Origin of the sequence: Tsukamurella ocularis, from assembly GCF_965138335.1 — a bacterium.
Lineage (GTDB): Bacteria > Actinomycetota > Actinomycetes > Mycobacteriales > Mycobacteriaceae > Tsukamurella > Tsukamurella ocularis_A.
This window is the reverse complement of sequence record NZ_CBCSDV010000004.1, coordinates 167,978-184,310: the sequence shown is the minus strand read 5'-3', so window position 1 is coordinate 184,310 and position 16,333 is coordinate 167,978. Positions and strand designations below refer to the sequence as shown.

The window sequence follows — 16,333 nt, the reverse complement described above, 5'->3', positions numbered from 1 at the left end:
TTCTGTTCAAAACTGAAGAAATCATCACACAGTCGTCGTCGGGTGTGCAAGACTTGTGACGAAGCAGCTTCAGAAGTGATGTATTCATCACTGCGCTCGGATGAAGGAGGACCGATGGCCAGCACGGGTTCGGCGGCGCCGACCAGTCGTCTCGAACAGCGGAAGGTGCGGACGCGCGCGGCGCTGATCGGAGCGGGGCAGCGACTCCTCGCCGAGGGGCGGACCGACGTCGCGGTGTCCGCCATCACCGACCTCGCTGACGTGGGGCTGGGGTCGTTCTACAACCACTTCGCCACCAAGGACGAGCTCTTCGCCGCGGCGAGCGAGACCGCGGCGCGGGAGATCGTGGCGGGGCTCGGCGAGCTCACCGCGGGGATCACCGATCCGGTCGAACGCTACGCGGCGTGTCTGCGCCTGGTCGGCCGGATGCACCGCCGGCTGCCGCAACTGAGCGGCATCCTGCTCCGCTCGGGCGCCCCGATGCTCAGCGTCCGGGGAGAACTCATGCAGTTCCCCCGCCGCGACCTGCTCGATGCGATCGAGCGGGGCCGCTTCACGGTGGCCGACCCCGACCTGGCGCTCGCCGCGACGGCGGGGGCGATGCTCATGCTCGGGCAGCTCCTCGTCGATGATCCCGACCGCGACGATGCGGCCGCCGCCGACGCGATGACCCGCACCCTGTTGGTCGGCTTCGGCGTCGACGCCGCCGAGGCGGAGCGGATCTGCGCCCTGCCCCTGCCGGATGGGCCCGACGCGGCGTCGTGACGCCGCAGGAGGCGGTGGGCGCCGTCAGCCGGCCATGCCGGTCTCCCGCAGGGTCAGGTTGATCCGGCCGGCGTCGAGGCCGCAGCCCGGCGGCGCCGTGCCGGGGTGGATCGCGGTGACGCCGTGGAAGGCGAGCCGGGACGGGCCGCCGAAGACCACGAGGTCGCCGGACTCCAGCGTGGCATCGGTGTACGGGCGGTTGCGGTTGTCCGTATTGCCCAGTCGGAAGGTGCAGCTGTCGCCGATCGACAGCGAGACGACGGGAGCGCGGGAGACCTCGTCCTTGTCCTGGTGCATGCCCATGCGCGCGTGCTCGTCGTAGAAGTTCACGAGCGCAGTGTCGGGCGTGTACCGCTCCACCTCGCCGGCGTCGTGCCCGGTATCGGCCAGCGCCCGCCGGCCGGCCCGCACCAGCCAGTCCGGGAACGGCAGCACCCGTGCGCCGTTCACGTCGGTGGCGTCCCGGGTGTACCGGTACGGCTGCCAGTGCCAGCCCAGGCACACCGTGCGCACCGACATCGGGTGCCCGCGCACCGTGGCGGCGCGGATCGGCACCGGCCCCGCCGCCCACTCGCGGAACCGCCGGACGATCCACGCCTGCTGGTCCGGGTCGAGCCAGCGGCGGATCAGGGACGCCCCCGGCGCGAGCTCGACCACGGACCGGTCCGGCGGGAACAGCATCTCCGAGCCCATGTCACGCCGCGTCGTGGAAGACGAGGGCCAGCGTGTGCCGGTCGCCGGAGCGGACCGTCGAGACGCCGTGCCGCACCGGCGCCGCCGACCAGCCGCGCGCGGAGCGGACCGGGCGGTCGCGGGTGGTGAAGACGAAGCCGTGCCCGCGCGGCAGGGTGAACGACGTGCCGCGGGACTGCGCGCGGGGCCGTTGCTCGAGCAGGAGGAACTCGCCGCCCTCGTGATCCACGCCGGGATCGTTGAGCGCGATCACCACCTGCAGGGGGAAGACCAACTCGCCGTAGAGGTCCCGGTGCAGCGCGTTCCAGTCGCCGGCGCGGTACTTGAGCAGGATCGCCGTCGATCTCCGCTGGCCCGCGTCGTGGCACATCGCGAGCCACTCGTCGAGGTCGTCGGGCCACGGCGCCTCCCGGCCCAGCCGCTCCCACCAGTCGCGCGCGATGGGCAGTAGATGCGGGTACAGCGCGTGCTTGAGCTCGTCGATCGGCTCCGGGTAGGGGCGGTCGAAGTACCGGTACTCGCCCGCGCCGAACCGGTACCGCTCCATGTCGATCGTGCTGCGGAACAGCTCGTCCCGCGAGTACAGCTCGCGCAGCTCCGTCGTGCGCTCGTCGGACAGCAGGCGCGGCAGCAGCGCCCCGCCGACCGCGTCCAGCTCGGCGGCGATCGCGTTCCAGTCGGCGGCGATCGCGGTCATGCCGCCGACTCCAGTTCCAGCAGCGCCGTTTTCGCCTCGACGCCGCCGACGTACTGTCCGATGCCGCCGTCGGACTTCACCACGCGGTGGCACGGCACGACGACGGGCAGCGGGTTCGTGGCGCAGGCGGTGCCGACGGCGCGGACCGCCGCCGGGCTGCCGACCAGTTCCGCCACCTGCTTGTAGCTCAGCGTGGTGCCGTAGCCGATGTCGGGCAGCCGGCTCTGGACCACCTGCCGGAAGCCGTGCGAGAGGGCGTGATCGAGCGGCAGGTCGAAGGCGGTCCGGGTGCCGGCGAAGTACTCGTCGAGCTCGCGGGCCGCCGCGTCGAGACGCCGCGGCGCGCGCAGCACCCGCGGGCTCACCTTCTGCGCCAGGGTCTCCAGGACCGCGTCATGATCCTCGCGGGCGTAGGCCACCCGGACCAGGCCGCGGGCGGTCGCCGCGAGGAGCAGACCGCCGACGGGGGAGTCGACCACGGTGTAGGCGATGTCGAGCAGGCCGTCGGCGTCGGCACTCGCCGCGAGGCGGGCGCGGAGCCGCGCCAGGGCCTCGGCATCGGCGGGGGCGGAAAGGGTTTCGGTGATCTTCTCGCTCATGAGAGTTCCTCCCTCGTGCGCGTGGTTCGGAGTTTCTTGAGGCCGTCGGCGGNNNCGCGGCGCGNGGCGTCGNCGGTGCCGCCGAGGATCTCGGCGATCTCGGCGTAGGGCAGGTCCGCCGCGTAGCGGTAGGCGACGGCCTGTCGTTGCTTGTCCGGCAGGGCCGCGACGGCGGCCCAGAGGTCACCGTCGGGCAGGGCGGACGCGACGGGGCGCTCCGGTACCGCGTCGACGGGCACGGCCCGCCGCCGTGCCGCCCGCACCTGGTCGATGGCCCTGCGGTGCGCGATGGTCACGAGCCAGGCCTCGACGTTCGCCGACTCCGGCAGCTCGGGGTAGGCGCGCAGCGCGGACAGGAAGGTCTCCGACCACGCGTCCTCGGCGTCGTGCGGGCCGAGGATCGCGCGGCAGACGCGCAGCACCGTGCCGGCGTGCTCGTCGACGACGCGCTCGAACGGTCGCTTCACGCGGCCCCCATGCCGGGCAGCCAGGGCGCACCGTCGGCGGCGGCCTCGAGGTCGAGCAGGACCCGCTTGCGCCCCAGGCCGCCCGCGTAGCCGGTGAGTGAGCCGGTGGAACCGAGCACGCGGTGGCACGGGATGAGCAGGCACAGCGGATTCGCCCCGACGGCCTGCCCGACGCCCCACGCCGACGTGATGAAGCCGAGCCGCTCCGCGAGCGCGCCGTACGTGGTCGTCGTGCCGTACGGGATCTCCCGCAGCGCCGCCCAGACGGCCTCCTGCACCTCGCTGCCGGTGGTGGCGAGCGGCAGGTCGAAGTCCCGGCGCTCCCCGGCGAGGTAGGCGCGGATCCGGTGCGCCGCCTCGTCGAGCAGGGCGTCGCCGGCGACGCGCTCCCCGAACGTCGATTCCGCGGGCCGGCGGATGTGGTGGCGGAAGTACACGCCCGTCACGGCGTGTCCCACGGCGACGAGCGTCAGCTCGCCGAGGGTGGTCTCCGCCACGATGTGCCTGGTGCTCATGATCTCTCCTCGTCTCGATCCTGCCCTGTAGACGCCGCGGGCGGGCGGAACGTGAGACGCGGATCGTCAGGAGCGGTGCGGCTACCCGGTGTAGCCGGGGCGGGCGAGGAGGTCCCGCAGGCCGGCGTCGATGAAGGCCGTGTCGACGGGGTTGGCGCCACCACCCGCGAAGTGGCCCCACACGCCGGGGATCACCCGCACGTCGCCGTGCTCGATGAACTGCGAGGCCCAGGCCTCGTCCTCCGGCGGGAAGTAGAGGTCCTTCTCCGCCGGCATCGCCAGCAAGGGGCACTTGATGGACCGGAGCGCGGCCTCGTGGTCACCGTCGAAACCCGGAGTGTTGCCGACGTTCCCGGCGTGCCACGTGCGGATCATCGCGATGAGGTTGTTGGGGTCGCGGCCGTCGCGGAAGAATTTCTCCCAGAAACCGAAGAGGAAGTCGTCGAGCGAGGTGAAGCCCAGCTCGCGCCACGTCTCGTGCCAGTAGAAGGCCTGGGAGAAGCCCCACCCGGCATAGATCCGGGCGAACGCGCGCAGCCCCTTGATCGGCGGACGGATGGGGTAGTAGTCGCCGTCGGCCCACGCGGCATCCGCCTCCAGTGCCGTGCGCAGCGACTCCAGGAACACCTGGTTGTGCGGGGCGGTACGGCTGGAGCCGCAGAACGGCGCCGCGCGCTGCACCATCTCCGGGTGGCTCACGGCCCACTGGTAGGTCTGCCCCGCGCCCATCGACCAGCCGGTGACCAGCGCGATCGTCGAGACGCCCCACTTCTCGGTGAGCAGCCGGTGCTGCGCCTGCACCTGGTCGTAGAAGGTGACCAGCGGGAACCGGGCGTGGTCGTACGGCGCACCCGCGTTCGAGGGGGACGTCGACAGGCCGTTGCCCAGCATGTTGGGAATGACGATGAAGTACTCGTCCGGGTTCAGCGCCTTGTCGGTGCCGACGAGCCATTCGTTGTCCGAGTGCCAGCCCGAGTACCAGGTGGGGTACACGATCACGTTCGACTTCTCGGCGTTGAGCGTGCCGAAGGTCTTGTAGGCGAGGCGGGCGCCGCGCAGGGTGTGGCCGGACTGCAGCGTGAGGTCGCCGAGTTCGAAGTACTCGGCGTCGGTGGGAGCGGGCACGGGGACTCCTCGGGTAGCGGATGCGCGACGTAATACCGATTCGGTACTGCTTGTCGACGCTACCCGTCCGTTTTCCGCCGGGCAGCGGAAAACGGAAAGGGCGCGCACCCGGACATCCGGATGCGCGCCCCGTCCTGCGAGTGTCTACTTCGAGACGGTGATGTCCTGGTTGTAGACGCCGTTCGACTCGGGCGAGACCTGGATGTCGCCGTTGCCCACGGAGGACAGCGCGCGCAGCGTCCAGGTGCCCGGCGCCGCGAAGAAGCGGTAGTCGCCGGTGCCCGAGGCCACGACCTCGGCGGTGAACTCGCCGGTGCCGTCGAGCAGGCGCACGAACGCGCCCGCGACGGGGTTACCGGCACCGTCGAGGACGGAGCCGGTCAGGACCGTCTCCTTCTCGACGTCGACGCCTGCGGGCAGGACCTGGCCCTGCTTCGGTGCTCCACACATGTTGGTCTTCCTTACTTCTCGATCGGGGCGCCCACGAGGGAGCCGTACTCGACCCACGAGCCGTCGTAGTTCTTGACGTTCTTCTTACCGAGGATCTCCTGCAGCACGAACCACGTGTGCGAGCTGCGCTCGCCGATGCGGCAGTACGCGATGGTCTCCTTGGAATCGTCGAAGCCCTTCTCCGCGTACAGCGCGGCGAGGTCGTCGTCCGACTTGAAGGTGCCGTCCTCGTTCGCGGTGGTCGACCACGGGATGTTGATCGCGCCGGGCACGTGGCCGCGCTGCTGCGCCTGCTCCTGGGGGAGGTGCGCGGGAGCCGCGATCTTGCCGGTGAACTCGTCGGGCGAACGTACGTCGATGAGGTTCTTCTTGCCGATCGAGTCGATCACCTCGTCGCGGAAGGCGCGCAGCGACAGGTCGACGGGCTTGGCCTGGTAGCTCGTGGCCGGGCGGGTCACCGCGTCGGTCGACAGCGGGCGGCCGTCGAGCTCCCACTTCTTGCGGCCGCCGTCGAGCAGCTTGACGTCCTGGTGGCCGTACAGCTTGAAGTACCAGTACGCGTACGCGGCGAACCAGTTGTTGTTGCCGCCGTACAGCACGACGGTGTCGTCGTTGCCGATGCCGCGCTCGGAGAGCAGCGCGCTGAAGCCCTCCTGGTCGAGGAAGTCGCGGCGGATCGGGTCCTGCAGGTCCTTGCGCCAGTCGAGGCGGACGGCGCCCTGGATGTGGTTGTCGTCGTAGATCGACGTGTCCTCGTCGACCTCGACGAAGACGACACCCGGGGTGTCGAGGTTCTGCTCAGCCCAGTCTGCGGAGACCAGGACGTCGGAGCGAGCCATGAGGATCCCTTTCGTTGATACCTATGGACGTGAAGTGAGAGGCGGAAACGCCACTTCGAAGGGTGCGCGGATGCGCTGGGAGGGCATGGGGATGCACGGGGATTCGGGCACCCGGCCCGGGGAGAGGCGGGACTAGCCCAGACAGCGACAACCGGCCATACGGCACAGGTCGACCGCCAGACGGCGGGTGAGCAGCAGCTCACAGCGGTTGCGCATGGGACCGAGAATACCCAACCCGCGCGGTCGCGTCACGGGAGGGGCGCGGGACCCTCGGCCCGGGCAGGTTCAGGCCAGGGGCCGGTAGAAGGCGCCGGGGGTGACGGTGACCCCGTCGGCCTCCCCGAGCAGCACGACGTCGGCGTTCTCCGCCCGCGCCCCGGTGGGCGCGATGCCGAAGGGCAGCGCCATCCGCGGCAGCACCCGGGTGAACGCGGCCAGGACGGTGCGGTCCTCGCCCGGCAGCAGGTCGGCCTTCTCGTGATCCTCGGGGCCTGAGTAGATCCCGGTGGCGCGGACCGAGATCGCGTCGCCCTCGTATCCGAAGTCCGCCGCCACGGAGATCAGCACGGTGCGCGTCGGCTCGGCGGGCGTGGGCAGCGGGACGGTGCCGGTGAGGACGATGCCCTGCGCGGCCTTCACGTAGCCGTCGGCGGGGCTGCCGGCGCCGGGCCGTTTCGGGGCGGGCGTGTGCACCCGCAGGTCCACGATGTCCATGAACCGGCCCACGGCCTTCTGGTCCAGCCGCACCCGCGCCTCCACGTGCCCCGCGGTGATCGGCGTGTCCGGCGCGAACGTCGGGAGCAGGCCGCCGGGGATGCGCACGTCGGCCATCTCGGCCTCGATGCGGGCGCTGCGGTCGTGCACCTTCGCGGGCGCGGCGATCGTCAGCTTCGGGTGCTCCCCGCCCGAGGTCAGATACGGGAAGCCGCCGATGGTCACCTCGGGGTCATCGGACAGGCCGGCGGCCGCGCGCAGCTCGCGCGACAGGCGGTACTCCGCGGTTGCGGCGGAGCCGAGTTCGGCGAGGAGCGCGACCACGAGGAGCGTCGCCAGGGCGATCAGAACCCGCCTGATCCACGCCCGTCCCTGCCCTTCCGCCACGCCCGTACCCCTTCGTCGACACCGACGCCGTCACGCGCGGCGTTCTGACCACCGCTATTGTGACATTCGACGTTTTCTTCGAGACCGCCGCGCACTGTGGGGAGGGCATGTGGATCTGATCCTGCTCACGTCCGACCGGGAGCCGGACACGGTGCTGCCCTCGCTGTCGTTGCTGCCGCACACGGTGCGGACCCTGCCCGCCGACGTGTCCTCCCTGCTGGACGTCGGCCCGGCCGAGGTCGCGCTCGTGGACGCCCGCACCGACCTGGTGACCGCGCGCGGGCTGTGCCGGTTGCTGGGCAGCACGGGCGGGGGGCGGATGGCCGTGGTCGCGGTGCTCACCGAGGGCGGGCTCGTCGCGGCCAGTGCCGACTGGGGACTCGACGACTTCCTCCTGCCGACGATCGGCCCGGCCGAGATCGACGCCCGGCTGCGGCTCGTCGTCGCGCGCCGCGACGCCGGCGGCGAGGACGAGGTGGCGGACAAGGTCACGCTCGGCGAGCTCGTGATCGACGAGGGCACCTACACCGCCCGGCTGCGCGGCAAGCCGCTCGACCTCACCTACAAGGAGTTCGAGCTCCTCAAGTTCCTCGCGCAGAACGTGGGCCGCGTGTTCACCCGCGCCCAGCTGCTGCAGGAGGTGTGGGGCTACGACTTCTTCGGCGGCACCCGCACCGTCGACGTGCACGTCCGGCGCCTGCGCGCGAAGCTGGGCGCCGAACACGAGGGCATGATCGGCACCGTCCGTAACGTGGGCTACAAGGCGGTGCGGCCGGTGCGCGGCAAGGGCGAGCGGCCCGTCGAGGACATGGAACCGACGGACGAGGATCTCGAGGAGCTGTAGATGGTCGACGTGGTGCGCGGTCCGGTCGCCGATCCGGAAGCGGTGGCGGCGATCGCCGCGGCCGCGGAGGCCGCCGACGGCATCGGCGCGCTCTCGGAGCAGTTCCGACTCGGCGTCACGGGCCCCGGCCCGCACCTGCTCGCACGGGACGCCGACGGCGCACCGTCGGGCTACGCGGGGATCGTCGTGCCGCCCGCCGGCGGGCCCGGCGCGGCCGAGGTGGTCGTGGCACCGGACCGGCGTCGACGGGGCCTGGGCCGCGCCCTGGTGACCGGGGCGCTCGACCTCGTGGGGGAGGGCGGCACCGTCTGGGCGCACGGTGACCTGCCCGGCGCCCGCGCGCTCGCCGCGGACCTGGGCCTGACCCCCGTGCGCACCCTGCTCAACCTGCGGCGGCCGCTGGCGGGCCTGGACCCGGCACCGTCGGCCCCGGACGGCGTGACCGTGCGGACCTACGCGGGGTCGGCCGACGACGCCGCGATCCTCGCCGTGAACAACGCCGCTTTCGCCTGGCACCCCGAGCAGGGCGGCTGGGCCGGCGAGCAGGTCGACGAGCGGACCGGCGCCGACTGGTTCGATCCCGCGGGGCTGTTCCTCGCCGTCGACGAGGCCGGCGAACTGCTGGGCTTCCACTGGACGAAGGTCGCCGACCCGGCCGCCGGCCTGGGCGAGGTGTACATCGTGGCGGTCGCGCCCGCCGGTCAGGGCCGCGGGCTGGGGCGGCTGCTGACCGCGGTCGGGCTGGAGTACCTCGCCGGACGGGGCCTCGCCGAGGTGGAGCTGTACGTGGAGGGCGACAACGCCGCCGCGCTGCGCACCTATACCGGCCTGGGTTTTGAGGAACGCGAAAGACACGTCGCGTACGCGCTACGGTAATCCACTCGACCGGGCGTGTTTCCCCGTTGTTCATCCGGGACACCCGATTCGGACACCCGGCCTCCCTATGTTGCTGGATGACACCCGCAGTGCCGGGGTGATCAGTCCTGACTCGACCCGGAGGAATCTCGGTGAACTTCAAGCGTGGATCCGTATCGGCCCTGGCCCTGGCGGCCGCCCTGTCCCTGACCCTGACCGCGTGCGGCGGCGAGGAGTCGAGCGACGCCGCCGGCAGCTCGTCGGCGGGCGGCTCCGGCGTGCAGTGCGACGGCAAGCTGCAGCTCAAGGGCAGCGGCTCGACGGCGCAGGCGAACGCCATGACCGTCTTCAAGAACTCCTTCGCCCAGGACTGCGACGGCGCGAACGTCGACTACAGCGGCAACGGCTCGGGCCAGGGCATCACCGAGTTCACCTCGGGCCTGACCAACTTCGGCGGCTCCGACTCGCCGCTCAACGCCGACCAGGCCAAGAAGGCCGAGGAGAAGTGCGGCGCCCCCGCCCTGAACCTCCCGCTCGTCTTCGGCCCGATCGCGGTCGCGTACAAGCTGAACGGGCTCGAGCTGAACCTGTCGGCCCCGACGCTCGCGAAGATCTTCAGCGGTGTCGTCAAGGACTGGAACGCGCCGGAGATCGCTGCTGAGAACCCGGGCAAGACCCTGCCCTCCACTCCGATCACGGTCGTCTTCCGCTCCGACGAGTCGGGCACCACCGAGAACTTCCAGAAGTACCTCGGCTCGGCCGCGCCGGCCGAGTGGGCCGCCGACAAGAAGGGCAAGGCCTTCAAGGGCGGCACCGGCCAGGGCGCGAGCGGCAACGCCGCCGTCGCCGCGACCGTGAACAAGGCCGAGGGCACCATCACCTACGCCGAGTGGAGCTTCGCCAAGGCGCAGAAGCTGCAGGTCGCGAACATCATCACCTCCGCCGGCCCCGAGGCCGTGAAGCTGTCGAGCGAGTCGGTCGCCAAGACCATCGAGTCGGCCAAGTTCAAGACCCCCGGCAGCAAGGACCTCGTCATCGACACCGAGGGCTTCTACAAGCCGTCGGCGGCGGGCGCCTACCCGATCGTGCTCGCGACCTACGAGATCGTGTGCTCGAAGTACGCGGACGCCGAGGTCGGCAAGGGCCTGAAGACCTTCCTCAAGGTCGCCGCCGGCAAGCCTGCGCAGGACCAGCTCGCGGGCCAGGGCTACGCCCCGATCCCCGAGTCCTTCCGCACCACGCTCACCGAGTCGATCGACTCGATCCAGTAAGACACTGCTGAACCACCGGGCGTCGTGCGGGCGGCCAGGCACAATGGCACTCGCACGACGTCCGGCTCAGCCGGAAGGACGACGCATCCGTGGCCGAACAACGGGGAAACATGGCGACTGAGGATTCGACGGACCACGACGCCGACGGCGTCGCGGGCGCCGCCGCAGCCACCGACGGGGCGACCCGCACGACCTTCGCCGGCGGTCACGACCGCATGGAGAAGATCTTCAAGTGGGCGGCGTACGCCTCGGGCATGCTGCTGGTCGTCGTGATCGCGCTGATCTTCCTGCAGCTCGTGATCCAGGCGATCCCGGCGCTCACCAAGAACAACGCGAACTTCCTCACCAGCTCCGAGTGGCAGACGAACCCGTCCGACATGCGGTTCGGCATCCTCGAGATGCTCAAGATCACGGTCCTCTCCTCGATCATGGCGCTGATCCTCGCCGTGCCGGTGGCCGTGGGCATCGCGACCTTCCTGGTGCAGTACGTGCCGCAGCGCCTCTCGCGGCCGCTCAGCGCGGTGATCGACCTGCTGGCCGCGGTCCCGTCGATCATCTACGGCCTGTGGGGCATCTTCGTGCTGGCGCCCTTCCTGGTGCCCCTGCAGAAGTGGCTCAACGAGAACCTCGGCTGGTTCTTCCTGTTCAAGACGGGCAACGTGGAGCTCTCCCTCGGCTCCACCGTGTTCACCGCCGGCATCGTGCTCGCGATCATGATCCTGCCGATCATCACCTCGATCACGCGCGAGGCCCTGCGGCAGACCCCCGTCGCGCACCAGGAGGCCGCGCTGGCCCTGGGCGCCACCAAGTGGGAGGTCATCCGCCTCACCGTCTTCCCCTACGGCCGGTCCGGCATCGTCGCCGGTTCCATGCTGGCCCTCGGGCGCGCGCTCGGCGAGACCATCGCGGTGCTGATCATCCTGTTCGCCGCCACCAAGACCTCCATCTGGTCGCTGTTCGACAGCGGCTACACCTTCGCTTCGAAGATCGCCTCCGCCGCCGCTGAGTTCGACAACGTCGACCAGCGCGGCGCCTACATCGCCGCCGGCCTCGTGCTGTTCGTGCTCACCTTCGTGGTGAACGCGGTCGCCCGCTGGATCGGCGGGGGACGGGTGAACGGATGACCGCCACCGAACTCGACGACGTCGCCAAGAGCGGCACCGTCTTCCACCGCACGTCGACCACGCGGCGGATCAAGAACAACGCCGCCGCGTTCCTGTTCGGCGCCTGCTTCCTGTTGGCCCTCGCGCCGCTGGTCTCGCTGCTGTACATGGTGATCGCCAACGGCCTGCCGGCGATCCTCGATCCCGAGTGGTGGACCAAGTCGATGGTCCGCGTCGCGCCCGACTCCTACGCCGGCGGCATCCGTCACGCCCTGTACGGCACGCTCGTGCAGGCCGGCATCGCGGCGCTGTTCTCCGTGCCGATCGGCGTCATGGTCGGCATCTACCTCGTCGAGTACGCCGAGGGCACCCGGCTCGGCAGGATCACCACCTTCATGGTCGACGTGCTCGCCGGCATCCCGTCGATCGTGGCCACGCTGTTCATCTTCGGCGTGTGGATCACCACCTTCGGCATGCCGCAGTCCGCGTTCGCGGTCAGCCTCGCCCTGATCCTGCTCATGGTGCCGGTCGTCGTGCGCTCCACCGAGGAGATGCTCAAACTCGTGCCGAACGAGCTGCGCGAGGCGTCCTACGCGCTCGGCGTGCCCAAGTGGAAGACCATCGTGCGGATCGTGCTGCCGACGGCCGCGTCCGGCATGGTCTCCGGCGTCTTCCTCGCCATCGCCCGCGTGGTCGGCGAGACCGCACCCGTGCTGCTGCTCGTCGGCATCAGCGACCGGATGAACTACGACCTCTTCAACGGCAACATGTCGTCGCTGCCGCTGTTCATCTACGACCAGTACCGCAACAACCCCGGCGCCGTCGGCGAGTACCGGGCGTGGGGCGCCGCCCTCACCCTGGTGATCCTGGTGGGCATCGCGAGCGGCCTCGCCGCCCTCATGTCCCGGCTGCTCGCCCCCAAGACGAAGTAACAAGGAGAACTGTCATGGCGAAGCGCCTGGACATCAAGGACCTGAACATCTACTACGGCGCGTTCCACGCGGTGCAGGACGTCTCGCTGACGGTGCCGCCGAACTCCGTGACGGCGTTCATCGGGCCGTCCGGCTGCGGTAAGTCGACGGTGCTCCGGTCGATCAACCGCATGCACGAGGTGACTCCGGGCGCCCGCGTCGACGGGCACATCACCCTCGACGGTGCCGACATCTACGGCGCCGGCGTCGACCCCGTCGGCGTCCGCAAGACCATCGGCATGGTCTTCCAGCGGCCCAACCCGTTCCCCACCATGTCGATCCGCGACAACGTGGTGGCCGGGCTCCGGCTGCAGGGCATCCGCAGCAAGGCCAAGCTCGATGAGGTGGCCGAGCAGTCCCTGCGCGGCGCGAACCTGTGGGGCGAGGTCAAGGACCGCTTGAACAAGCCGGGCGGCGGCCTCTCCGGCGGCCAGCAGCAGCGCCTCTGCATCGCCCGGGCGATCGCCGTGAGCCCCGACGTGCTGCTCATGGACGAGCCCTGCTCGGCGCTCGACCCGATCTCGACGCTCGCGATAGAGGACCTGATCGGCGAGCTCAAGCAGAAGTACACGATCGTCATCGTCACGCACAACATGCAGCAGGCCGCGCGCGTCTCCGACCAGACGGCCTTCTTCAACCTCGAGGCCACCGGTAAGCCCGGCAAGCTCATCGAGATCAACCCGACGGAGAAGATGTTCTCCAACCCGGAGGAGCAGGCCACCGAGGACTACATCTCCGGCCGCTTCGGCTGACGGGTCACACCGGCACGGTGTTGTCGGATATCAGCCGTATCCTATGGGGATGACATCGCAGACCCCGACCGGCGACCGGTACAGCACGGTGCTGCCGGGCGACCGCGTCGTGGCCCGCGCGCACGGGCGGTTCCTGTTCGTGGATGCGCCGGCCGTGGGCGCCCCGGCCGCGGTGGCGGACCTGCGTGCTGCGCTGGACGTCGACGGTGACATCGCCCCCGTCCTGCGGGGCGTCGCCGCGGGCCCGGCGTTCGCCGTGGTCGAGCTGCAGAGCGGCACGGCACGGGCGCTGTTGCGCGGCGTCGCCGGTGCGGATGCCGAGCTCGCCGTCACCGTCGCGATCTTCCCGTCCGCCGCAGCGGCCTCCCCCGGTCACGTGCTGCACGCCGGCGCGGACTTCGCGGAGCGCGTCGCGCCCCTGGCGCCGGGCTCGGTGGTCACCGTCACCCTCGGGCCGCCGCCCCCGCCCGCGCCCGTCTGCGGGCCCACCGCTCTGCGCCTCGCCGACGGGGCGGTGCCCGGCGCGGGCGTCGTGCTGTGGTCCGAAGCCTCCGTCGCGCCCGAGGGCGACATCGCGACCGACGTCTTCCCCGCCGATGCGCCCACCAACGAGGAACCGACCGGCGTGAGCCCGCTGTTCGCCGCCACCGACTACGACGTGGAGGTCGGCGACGTGAGCGCGGCCGTGGCGGCGGGGCCGATGGTCGAGGGCCGGCGGTGCGCGTTCGGGCACCTCAACGCCCCGGTCGCGGCCTACTGCACGCGGTGCGGCGCCCTCGTCGACCGGCGGCTGCCGCTGGAGAGCGGCCCGCGGCCCCCGCTGGGCCTGCTCGTCGCCGACGACGGCACCGCCTTCGTCGTGGAGAACGACATGGTGATCGGCCGCGACCCCGCCGCCTTCGTCGCGCAGCGCGCGGGGCGTTCACAGGGCGGCGTGGGGAGGCTCGCGCCCGTCGTCCTGCCGGACCGGACGGGGGCGCTGTCGCGCGCACACCTGGAGATCCGCATCGACGGCTGGCAGGTGCTCGCCGTGGACGTGGGCTCGGCGAACGGCACGTGGGTGCGCCCCCCGGGCGCGGCGCAGCCCCTGCGCCTGCCGCCGGGGCAGCCGGTGCCGCTCGGCGTGGGCTCCGACCTGCACCTCGGCGGCCGGATCCTGCAGCTGCAGGACGGCGTGGGTTCCTGATTCCCGGCCGGCTCGGCCCGGCCCCGGACAGCGGAACGGCCGCCCCGGAGGGCGGCCGTTCGTGCGGGTGGTCCTACTTGGAGACGTCCGCGGTGGGCTCGGGGCTGCCGGTGGCCTGGAAGATCACGCGGCGGCCGATCTCGACGGCGTGGTCGGCGAAGCGCTCGTAGTAGCGGCCCAGCAGCGTCACGTCGACGGCCGCGGCGACGCCGTGCTTCCACTCGCGGTCCATGAGCACGGTGAACAGGTGACGGTGCAGGTCGTCCATCGCGTCGTCCTGCTCCTCGATCTCCGCGGCCTGCTTCGGATCCTGCGTGAGCAGGACCTCGCGGGCGGAGTTCGCGAGCTCGACCGCGAGGCGGCCCATCTCGGCGAAGTAGCCGTTGACCTCCTCGGGGAGGGTCTTGTTCGGGAAGCGGCGGCGGGTCACCTTCGCGACGTGCAGGGCGAGCGCGCCCATCCGGTCGACGTCGGCCACGATCTGGAAGCCGGAGACCACGACGCGCAGATCGCTGGCGACGGGCGCCTGCAGCGCGAGGAGCGAGAACGCCTCCTCCTCGGCGCGGCGGCTCAGCCGGACGATCTCGTCGTGCTCGGTGATGACCTCTTCGGCGAGGGCGAGGTCGGCCTGGAGCAGCGAGTTGGTCGCCTTCTCCATGGCGATGCCCGACTTGTCGCAGATGTCGCCGAGGATGTCGTTGAAAGCAGCCATCTGCTGGATGTACGCATTACGCATGCGCGCAGTATATCGGCCTTTTCATACGCGACCGCAGCGTTGGATGAACGACCGGTGAACGACGGTTAACCGCCGCTGGTCTCCTCCTCGGCGCCCGGCATCGCCGCCGCGTCGGACTCCCACGGATCGTCGAGCCAGCCCTCGGGCAGCACGACCTTGCCGGGCGTGCCCTGCCGGCCGCGGGGGCCCTCGGCGTCCTTGGGGAAGGGTACGTCCTGCGGCAGCGTGTCGAGGAGCGCGCGCAGGTCGGCGAGGGTCTTCACGGTCGCGAGACGGGTGCGCAGCTCGCCGCCGGCGGGGAAGCCGCGCAGGTACCAGGCGACGTGCTTGCGGATCTCCCGCATGCCCTTGTCCTCGCCGTGGTGCGCGGCCAGCAGCTCGCCGTGCCGGTACATGATGTCGGTGACCTCGCCCAGGTGCGGCGGCGTCGGCATCGGGGTGCCGTTGATCGCCGCCGAGAGCTCGGAGAACAGCCACGGGCGCCCGAGGCAGCCGCGGCCCACGACGACGCCGTCGCAACCGGTGCGCTCCATCATCGTCACGGCGTCCTCGGCGGCGAAGACATCACCGTTGCCGAGCACCGGGACGGCGTCGCCGAAGTGGTGGTGCACGTGCTCCTTGAGCCGCGTGATCTCGTCCCAGTCGGCCTGGCCCGAGTAGCGCTGCGCGGCGGTGCGGGCGTGCAGCGCGACCGCGACCGCGCCCTGCTCGGCCGCGATCCGGCCGGCGTCGAGGTGGGTGTGGTGCTCGTCGTCGATGCCCACGCGGAACTTCACGGTGACGGGGATCTCGGGGGCGCCCACGGGCGAACCGTCGGCGATGCCGCGGACCGCGGCGTCGACGATGCTCGCGAACAGGTTCCGCTTGTAGGGCAGCGCGGAGCCGCCGCCGCGGCGCGTGACCTTGGGCACGGGGCAGCCGAAGTTCATGTCGAGGTGATCGGCGAGGCCCTCCTCCGCGATCATCCGCGCCGCCTCGTACGTCCACTTCGCGTCGACGGTGTACAGCTGCAGGCTGCGCGGGTCCTCGTCGGGCGCGAAGGTGGTCATGTGCATCGTGACCGGGTGCCGCTCGACGAGGGCGCGGGCCGTCACCATCTCGCACACGTACAGCCCGGCGACGGTGCCCGTCCGGGCACGCTCCAGCTCGCGGCACAGGCTGCGGAACGCCACGTTGGTGACGCCGGCCATCGGCGCGAGCACGACGGGGGAGTCCAGCTCGAACCGGCCGATGCGCAGCTTCGGCTGCGTGGCGGCGGCTGTGGTCATCCGAGGTCTCCTCCCGTGGTCGTATCCATGATCGCTGGCGGCGGCCGGTTCCGGCAAACCGCGGCGGCCCCGAACGAGAAGAACCCGTCGTGCCTC

General features: G+C 71.1%; 19 protein-coding genes and 1 pseudogene. 8 read left to right on the top strand and 12 right to left on the bottom strand.

All coding sequences use genetic code 11. The annotated features are described in order from the left end of the window. The first annotated feature begins 114 nt into the window (after window positions 1-114). Complete coding sequence (locus tag ACNAYW_RS06400) at window positions 115-765, top strand: TetR/AcrR family transcriptional regulator (protein WP_415848879.1); 651 nt, start codon at window positions 115-117, stop codon at window positions 763-765. A 24-nt stretch (window positions 766-789) separates the two neighbouring features. On the opposite strand, the gene ACNAYW_RS06395 is transcribed toward ACNAYW_RS06400, so the two are convergent. The 10 genes and pseudogenes from ACNAYW_RS06395 to ACNAYW_RS06350 all read right to left on the bottom strand — a co-directional run bounded on the left by ACNAYW_RS06395 (window position 790) and on the right by ACNAYW_RS06350 (window position 7,251). After that, a complete protein-coding gene (locus ACNAYW_RS06395; protein ID WP_415848878.1) occupies window positions 790-1,458 on the bottom strand; it encodes an alpha-ketoglutarate-dependent dioxygenase AlkB family protein in 669 nt (222 codons plus the stop codon). 1 nt (window position 1,459) lies between these two features. After that, complete coding sequence (locus ACNAYW_RS06390; RefSeq protein ID WP_415848877.1) at window positions 1,460-2,155, bottom strand: 2OG-Fe(II) oxygenase; 696 nt, start codon at window positions 2,153-2,155, stop codon at window positions 1,460-1,462. Then, window positions 2,152-2,754: a methylated-DNA--[protein]-cysteine S-methyltransferase gene (locus ACNAYW_RS06385; protein WP_415848876.1), complete on the bottom strand. Its 603-nt coding sequence runs from the start codon at window positions 2,752-2,754 to the stop codon at window positions 2,152-2,154. The genes ACNAYW_RS06390 and ACNAYW_RS06385 overlap by 4 nt, the downstream gene beginning before the upstream one ends. After that, window positions 2,751-2,806 (bottom strand): annotated as a pseudogene (locus ACNAYW_RS06380) (hypothetical protein); the annotation flags it as partial. The pseudogene ACNAYW_RS06380 and the gene ACNAYW_RS06385, both read right to left, overlap by 4 nt. Window positions 2,807-2,827: 21 nt before the next feature. Then, on the bottom strand, window positions 2,828-3,221 hold a 394-nt coding region (locus ACNAYW_RS06375; RefSeq protein WP_415848875.1), incomplete at its 3' end, for an RNA polymerase sigma factor. Continuing rightward, the gene (locus tag ACNAYW_RS06370; protein ID WP_415848874.1) at window positions 3,218-3,736 is read right to left on the bottom strand and encodes a methylated-DNA--[protein]-cysteine S-methyltransferase; all 519 of its coding nucleotides are present in this window, start codon (window positions 3,734-3,736) and stop codon (window positions 3,218-3,220) included. The genes ACNAYW_RS06375 and ACNAYW_RS06370, both read right to left, overlap by 4 nt. A gap of 81 nt (window positions 3,737-3,817) precedes the next feature. After that, window positions 3,818-4,861, bottom strand: coding sequence for an alpha/beta fold hydrolase (locus ACNAYW_RS06365; RefSeq protein WP_415848873.1), 1,044 nt, complete (start codon window positions 4,859-4,861; stop codon window positions 3,818-3,820). A gap of 144 nt (window positions 4,862-5,005) precedes the next feature. Next, a complete protein-coding gene (locus ACNAYW_RS06360) occupies window positions 5,006-5,311 on the bottom strand; it encodes a DUF1416 domain-containing protein (RefSeq protein WP_238219316.1) in 306 nt (101 codons plus the stop codon). 11 nt (window positions 5,312-5,322) lie between these two features. Beyond that, a complete protein-coding gene (locus tag ACNAYW_RS06355) occupies window positions 5,323-6,150 on the bottom strand; it encodes a sulfurtransferase (RefSeq protein ID WP_415848872.1) in 828 nt (275 codons plus the stop codon). A 285-nt stretch (window positions 6,151-6,435) separates the two neighbouring features. Beyond that, window positions 6,436-7,251, bottom strand: a complete 816-nt coding sequence (locus ACNAYW_RS06350) for an LmeA family phospholipid-binding protein (protein ID WP_415848871.1) — start codon at window positions 7,249-7,251, stop codon at window positions 6,436-6,438. 109 nt (window positions 7,252-7,360) lie between these two features. On the opposite strand from ACNAYW_RS06350, the gene ACNAYW_RS06345 reads away from it, so the two are divergent. The 7 genes from ACNAYW_RS06345 (at window position 7,361) to ACNAYW_RS06315 (ending at window position 14,233) form a co-directional block, all read left to right on the top strand. Beyond that, window positions 7,361-8,095: a winged helix-turn-helix domain-containing protein gene (locus tag ACNAYW_RS06345; protein ID WP_415848870.1), complete on the top strand. Its 735-nt coding sequence runs from the start codon at window positions 7,361-7,363 to the stop codon at window positions 8,093-8,095. Beyond that, the gene (gene mshD / locus ACNAYW_RS06340; protein WP_415848869.1) at window positions 8,096-8,971 is read left to right on the top strand and encodes a mycothiol synthase; all 876 of its coding nucleotides are present in this window, start codon (window positions 8,096-8,098) and stop codon (window positions 8,969-8,971) included. Window positions 8,972-9,096: 125 nt separating this feature from the next. Next, window positions 9,097-10,221, top strand: a complete 1,125-nt coding sequence (pstS, locus tag ACNAYW_RS06335) for a phosphate ABC transporter substrate-binding protein PstS (protein WP_415848920.1) — start codon at window positions 9,097-9,099, stop codon at window positions 10,219-10,221. 110 nt (window positions 10,222-10,331) lie between these two features. Continuing rightward, window positions 10,332-11,345, top strand: coding sequence for a phosphate ABC transporter permease subunit PstC (pstC, locus tag ACNAYW_RS06330; protein ID WP_415848868.1), 1,014 nt, complete (start codon window positions 10,332-10,334; stop codon window positions 11,343-11,345). Next, the gene (pstA, locus tag ACNAYW_RS06325) at window positions 11,342-12,256 is read left to right on the top strand and encodes a phosphate ABC transporter permease PstA (RefSeq protein WP_415848867.1); all 915 of its coding nucleotides are present in this window, start codon (window positions 11,342-11,344) and stop codon (window positions 12,254-12,256) included. The genes pstC and pstA overlap by 4 nt, the downstream gene beginning before the upstream one ends. A 14-nt stretch (window positions 12,257-12,270) precedes the next feature. Then, window positions 12,271-13,047 (top strand): phosphate ABC transporter ATP-binding protein PstB, encoded by a 777-nt coding sequence (pstB, locus tag ACNAYW_RS06320; RefSeq protein WP_415848866.1) that lies wholly within the window; start codon window positions 12,271-12,273, stop codon window positions 13,045-13,047. A gap of 49 nt (window positions 13,048-13,096) precedes the next feature. Next, window positions 13,097-14,233: an FHA domain-containing protein gene (locus tag ACNAYW_RS06315; RefSeq protein WP_415848865.1), complete on the top strand. Its 1,137-nt coding sequence runs from the start codon at window positions 13,097-13,099 to the stop codon at window positions 14,231-14,233. A gap of 73 nt (window positions 14,234-14,306) precedes the next feature. Here ACNAYW_RS06315 and phoU read toward each other — a convergent pair whose 3' ends face one another. Both phoU and dusB read right to left on the bottom strand, forming a co-directional pair. Beyond that, window positions 14,307-14,969 (bottom strand): phosphate signaling complex protein PhoU, encoded by a 663-nt coding sequence (phoU, locus tag ACNAYW_RS06310; protein ID WP_415848864.1) that lies wholly within the window; start codon window positions 14,967-14,969, stop codon window positions 14,307-14,309. A 65-nt stretch (window positions 14,970-15,034) separates the two neighbouring features. Next, the gene (gene dusB, locus ACNAYW_RS06305) at window positions 15,035-16,237 is read right to left on the bottom strand and encodes a tRNA dihydrouridine synthase DusB (protein WP_415848863.1); all 1,203 of its coding nucleotides are present in this window, start codon (window positions 16,235-16,237) and stop codon (window positions 15,035-15,037) included. Window positions 16,238-16,333 lie beyond the last annotated feature (96 nt).

Coding starts and splice junctions, on each gene's coding strand:
- ACNAYW_RS06395 (WP_415848878.1), bottom strand. CDS start 1,458: ATGGGCTCGGAGATGCTGTTCCCGCCGGACCGGTCCGTGGTCGAGCTC.
- ACNAYW_RS06385 (WP_415848876.1), bottom strand. CDS start 2,754: ATGAGCGAGAAGATCACCGAAACCCTTTCCGCCCCCGCCGATGCCGAG.
- pstC (WP_415848868.1), top strand. CDS start 10,332: ATGGCGACTGAGGATTCGACGGACCACGACGCCGACGGCGTCGCGGGC.
- dusB (WP_415848863.1), bottom strand. CDS start 16,237: ATGACCACAGCCGCCGCCACGCAGCCGAAGCTGCGCATCGGCCGGTTC.
- phoU (WP_415848864.1), bottom strand. CDS start 14,969: ATGCGTAATGCGTACATCCAGCAGATGGCTGCTTTCAACGACATCCTC.
- ACNAYW_RS06360 (WP_238219316.1), bottom strand. CDS start 5,311: ATGTGTGGAGCACCGAAGCAGGGCCAGGTCCTGCCCGCAGGCGTCGAC.
- ACNAYW_RS06370 (WP_415848874.1), bottom strand. CDS start 3,736: ATGAGCACCAGGCACATCGTGGCGGAGACCACCCTCGGCGAGCTGACG.
- ACNAYW_RS06315 (WP_415848865.1), top strand. CDS start 13,097: ATGACATCGCAGACCCCGACCGGCGACCGGTACAGCACGGTGCTGCCG.
- ACNAYW_RS06400 (WP_415848879.1), top strand. CDS start 115: ATGGCCAGCACGGGTTCGGCGGCGCCGACCAGTCGTCTCGAACAGCGG.
- mshD (WP_415848869.1), top strand. CDS start 8,096: ATGGTCGACGTGGTGCGCGGTCCGGTCGCCGATCCGGAAGCGGTGGCG.
- pstA (WP_415848867.1), top strand. CDS start 11,342: ATGACCGCCACCGAACTCGACGACGTCGCCAAGAGCGGCACCGTCTTC.
- ACNAYW_RS06390 (WP_415848877.1), bottom strand. CDS start 2,155: ATGACCGCGATCGCCGCCGACTGGAACGCGATCGCCGCCGAGCTGGAC.
- ACNAYW_RS06355 (WP_415848872.1), bottom strand. CDS start 6,150: ATGGCTCGCTCCGACGTCCTGGTCTCCGCAGACTGGGCTGAGCAGAAC.
- pstB (WP_415848866.1), top strand. CDS start 12,271: ATGGCGAAGCGCCTGGACATCAAGGACCTGAACATCTACTACGGCGCG.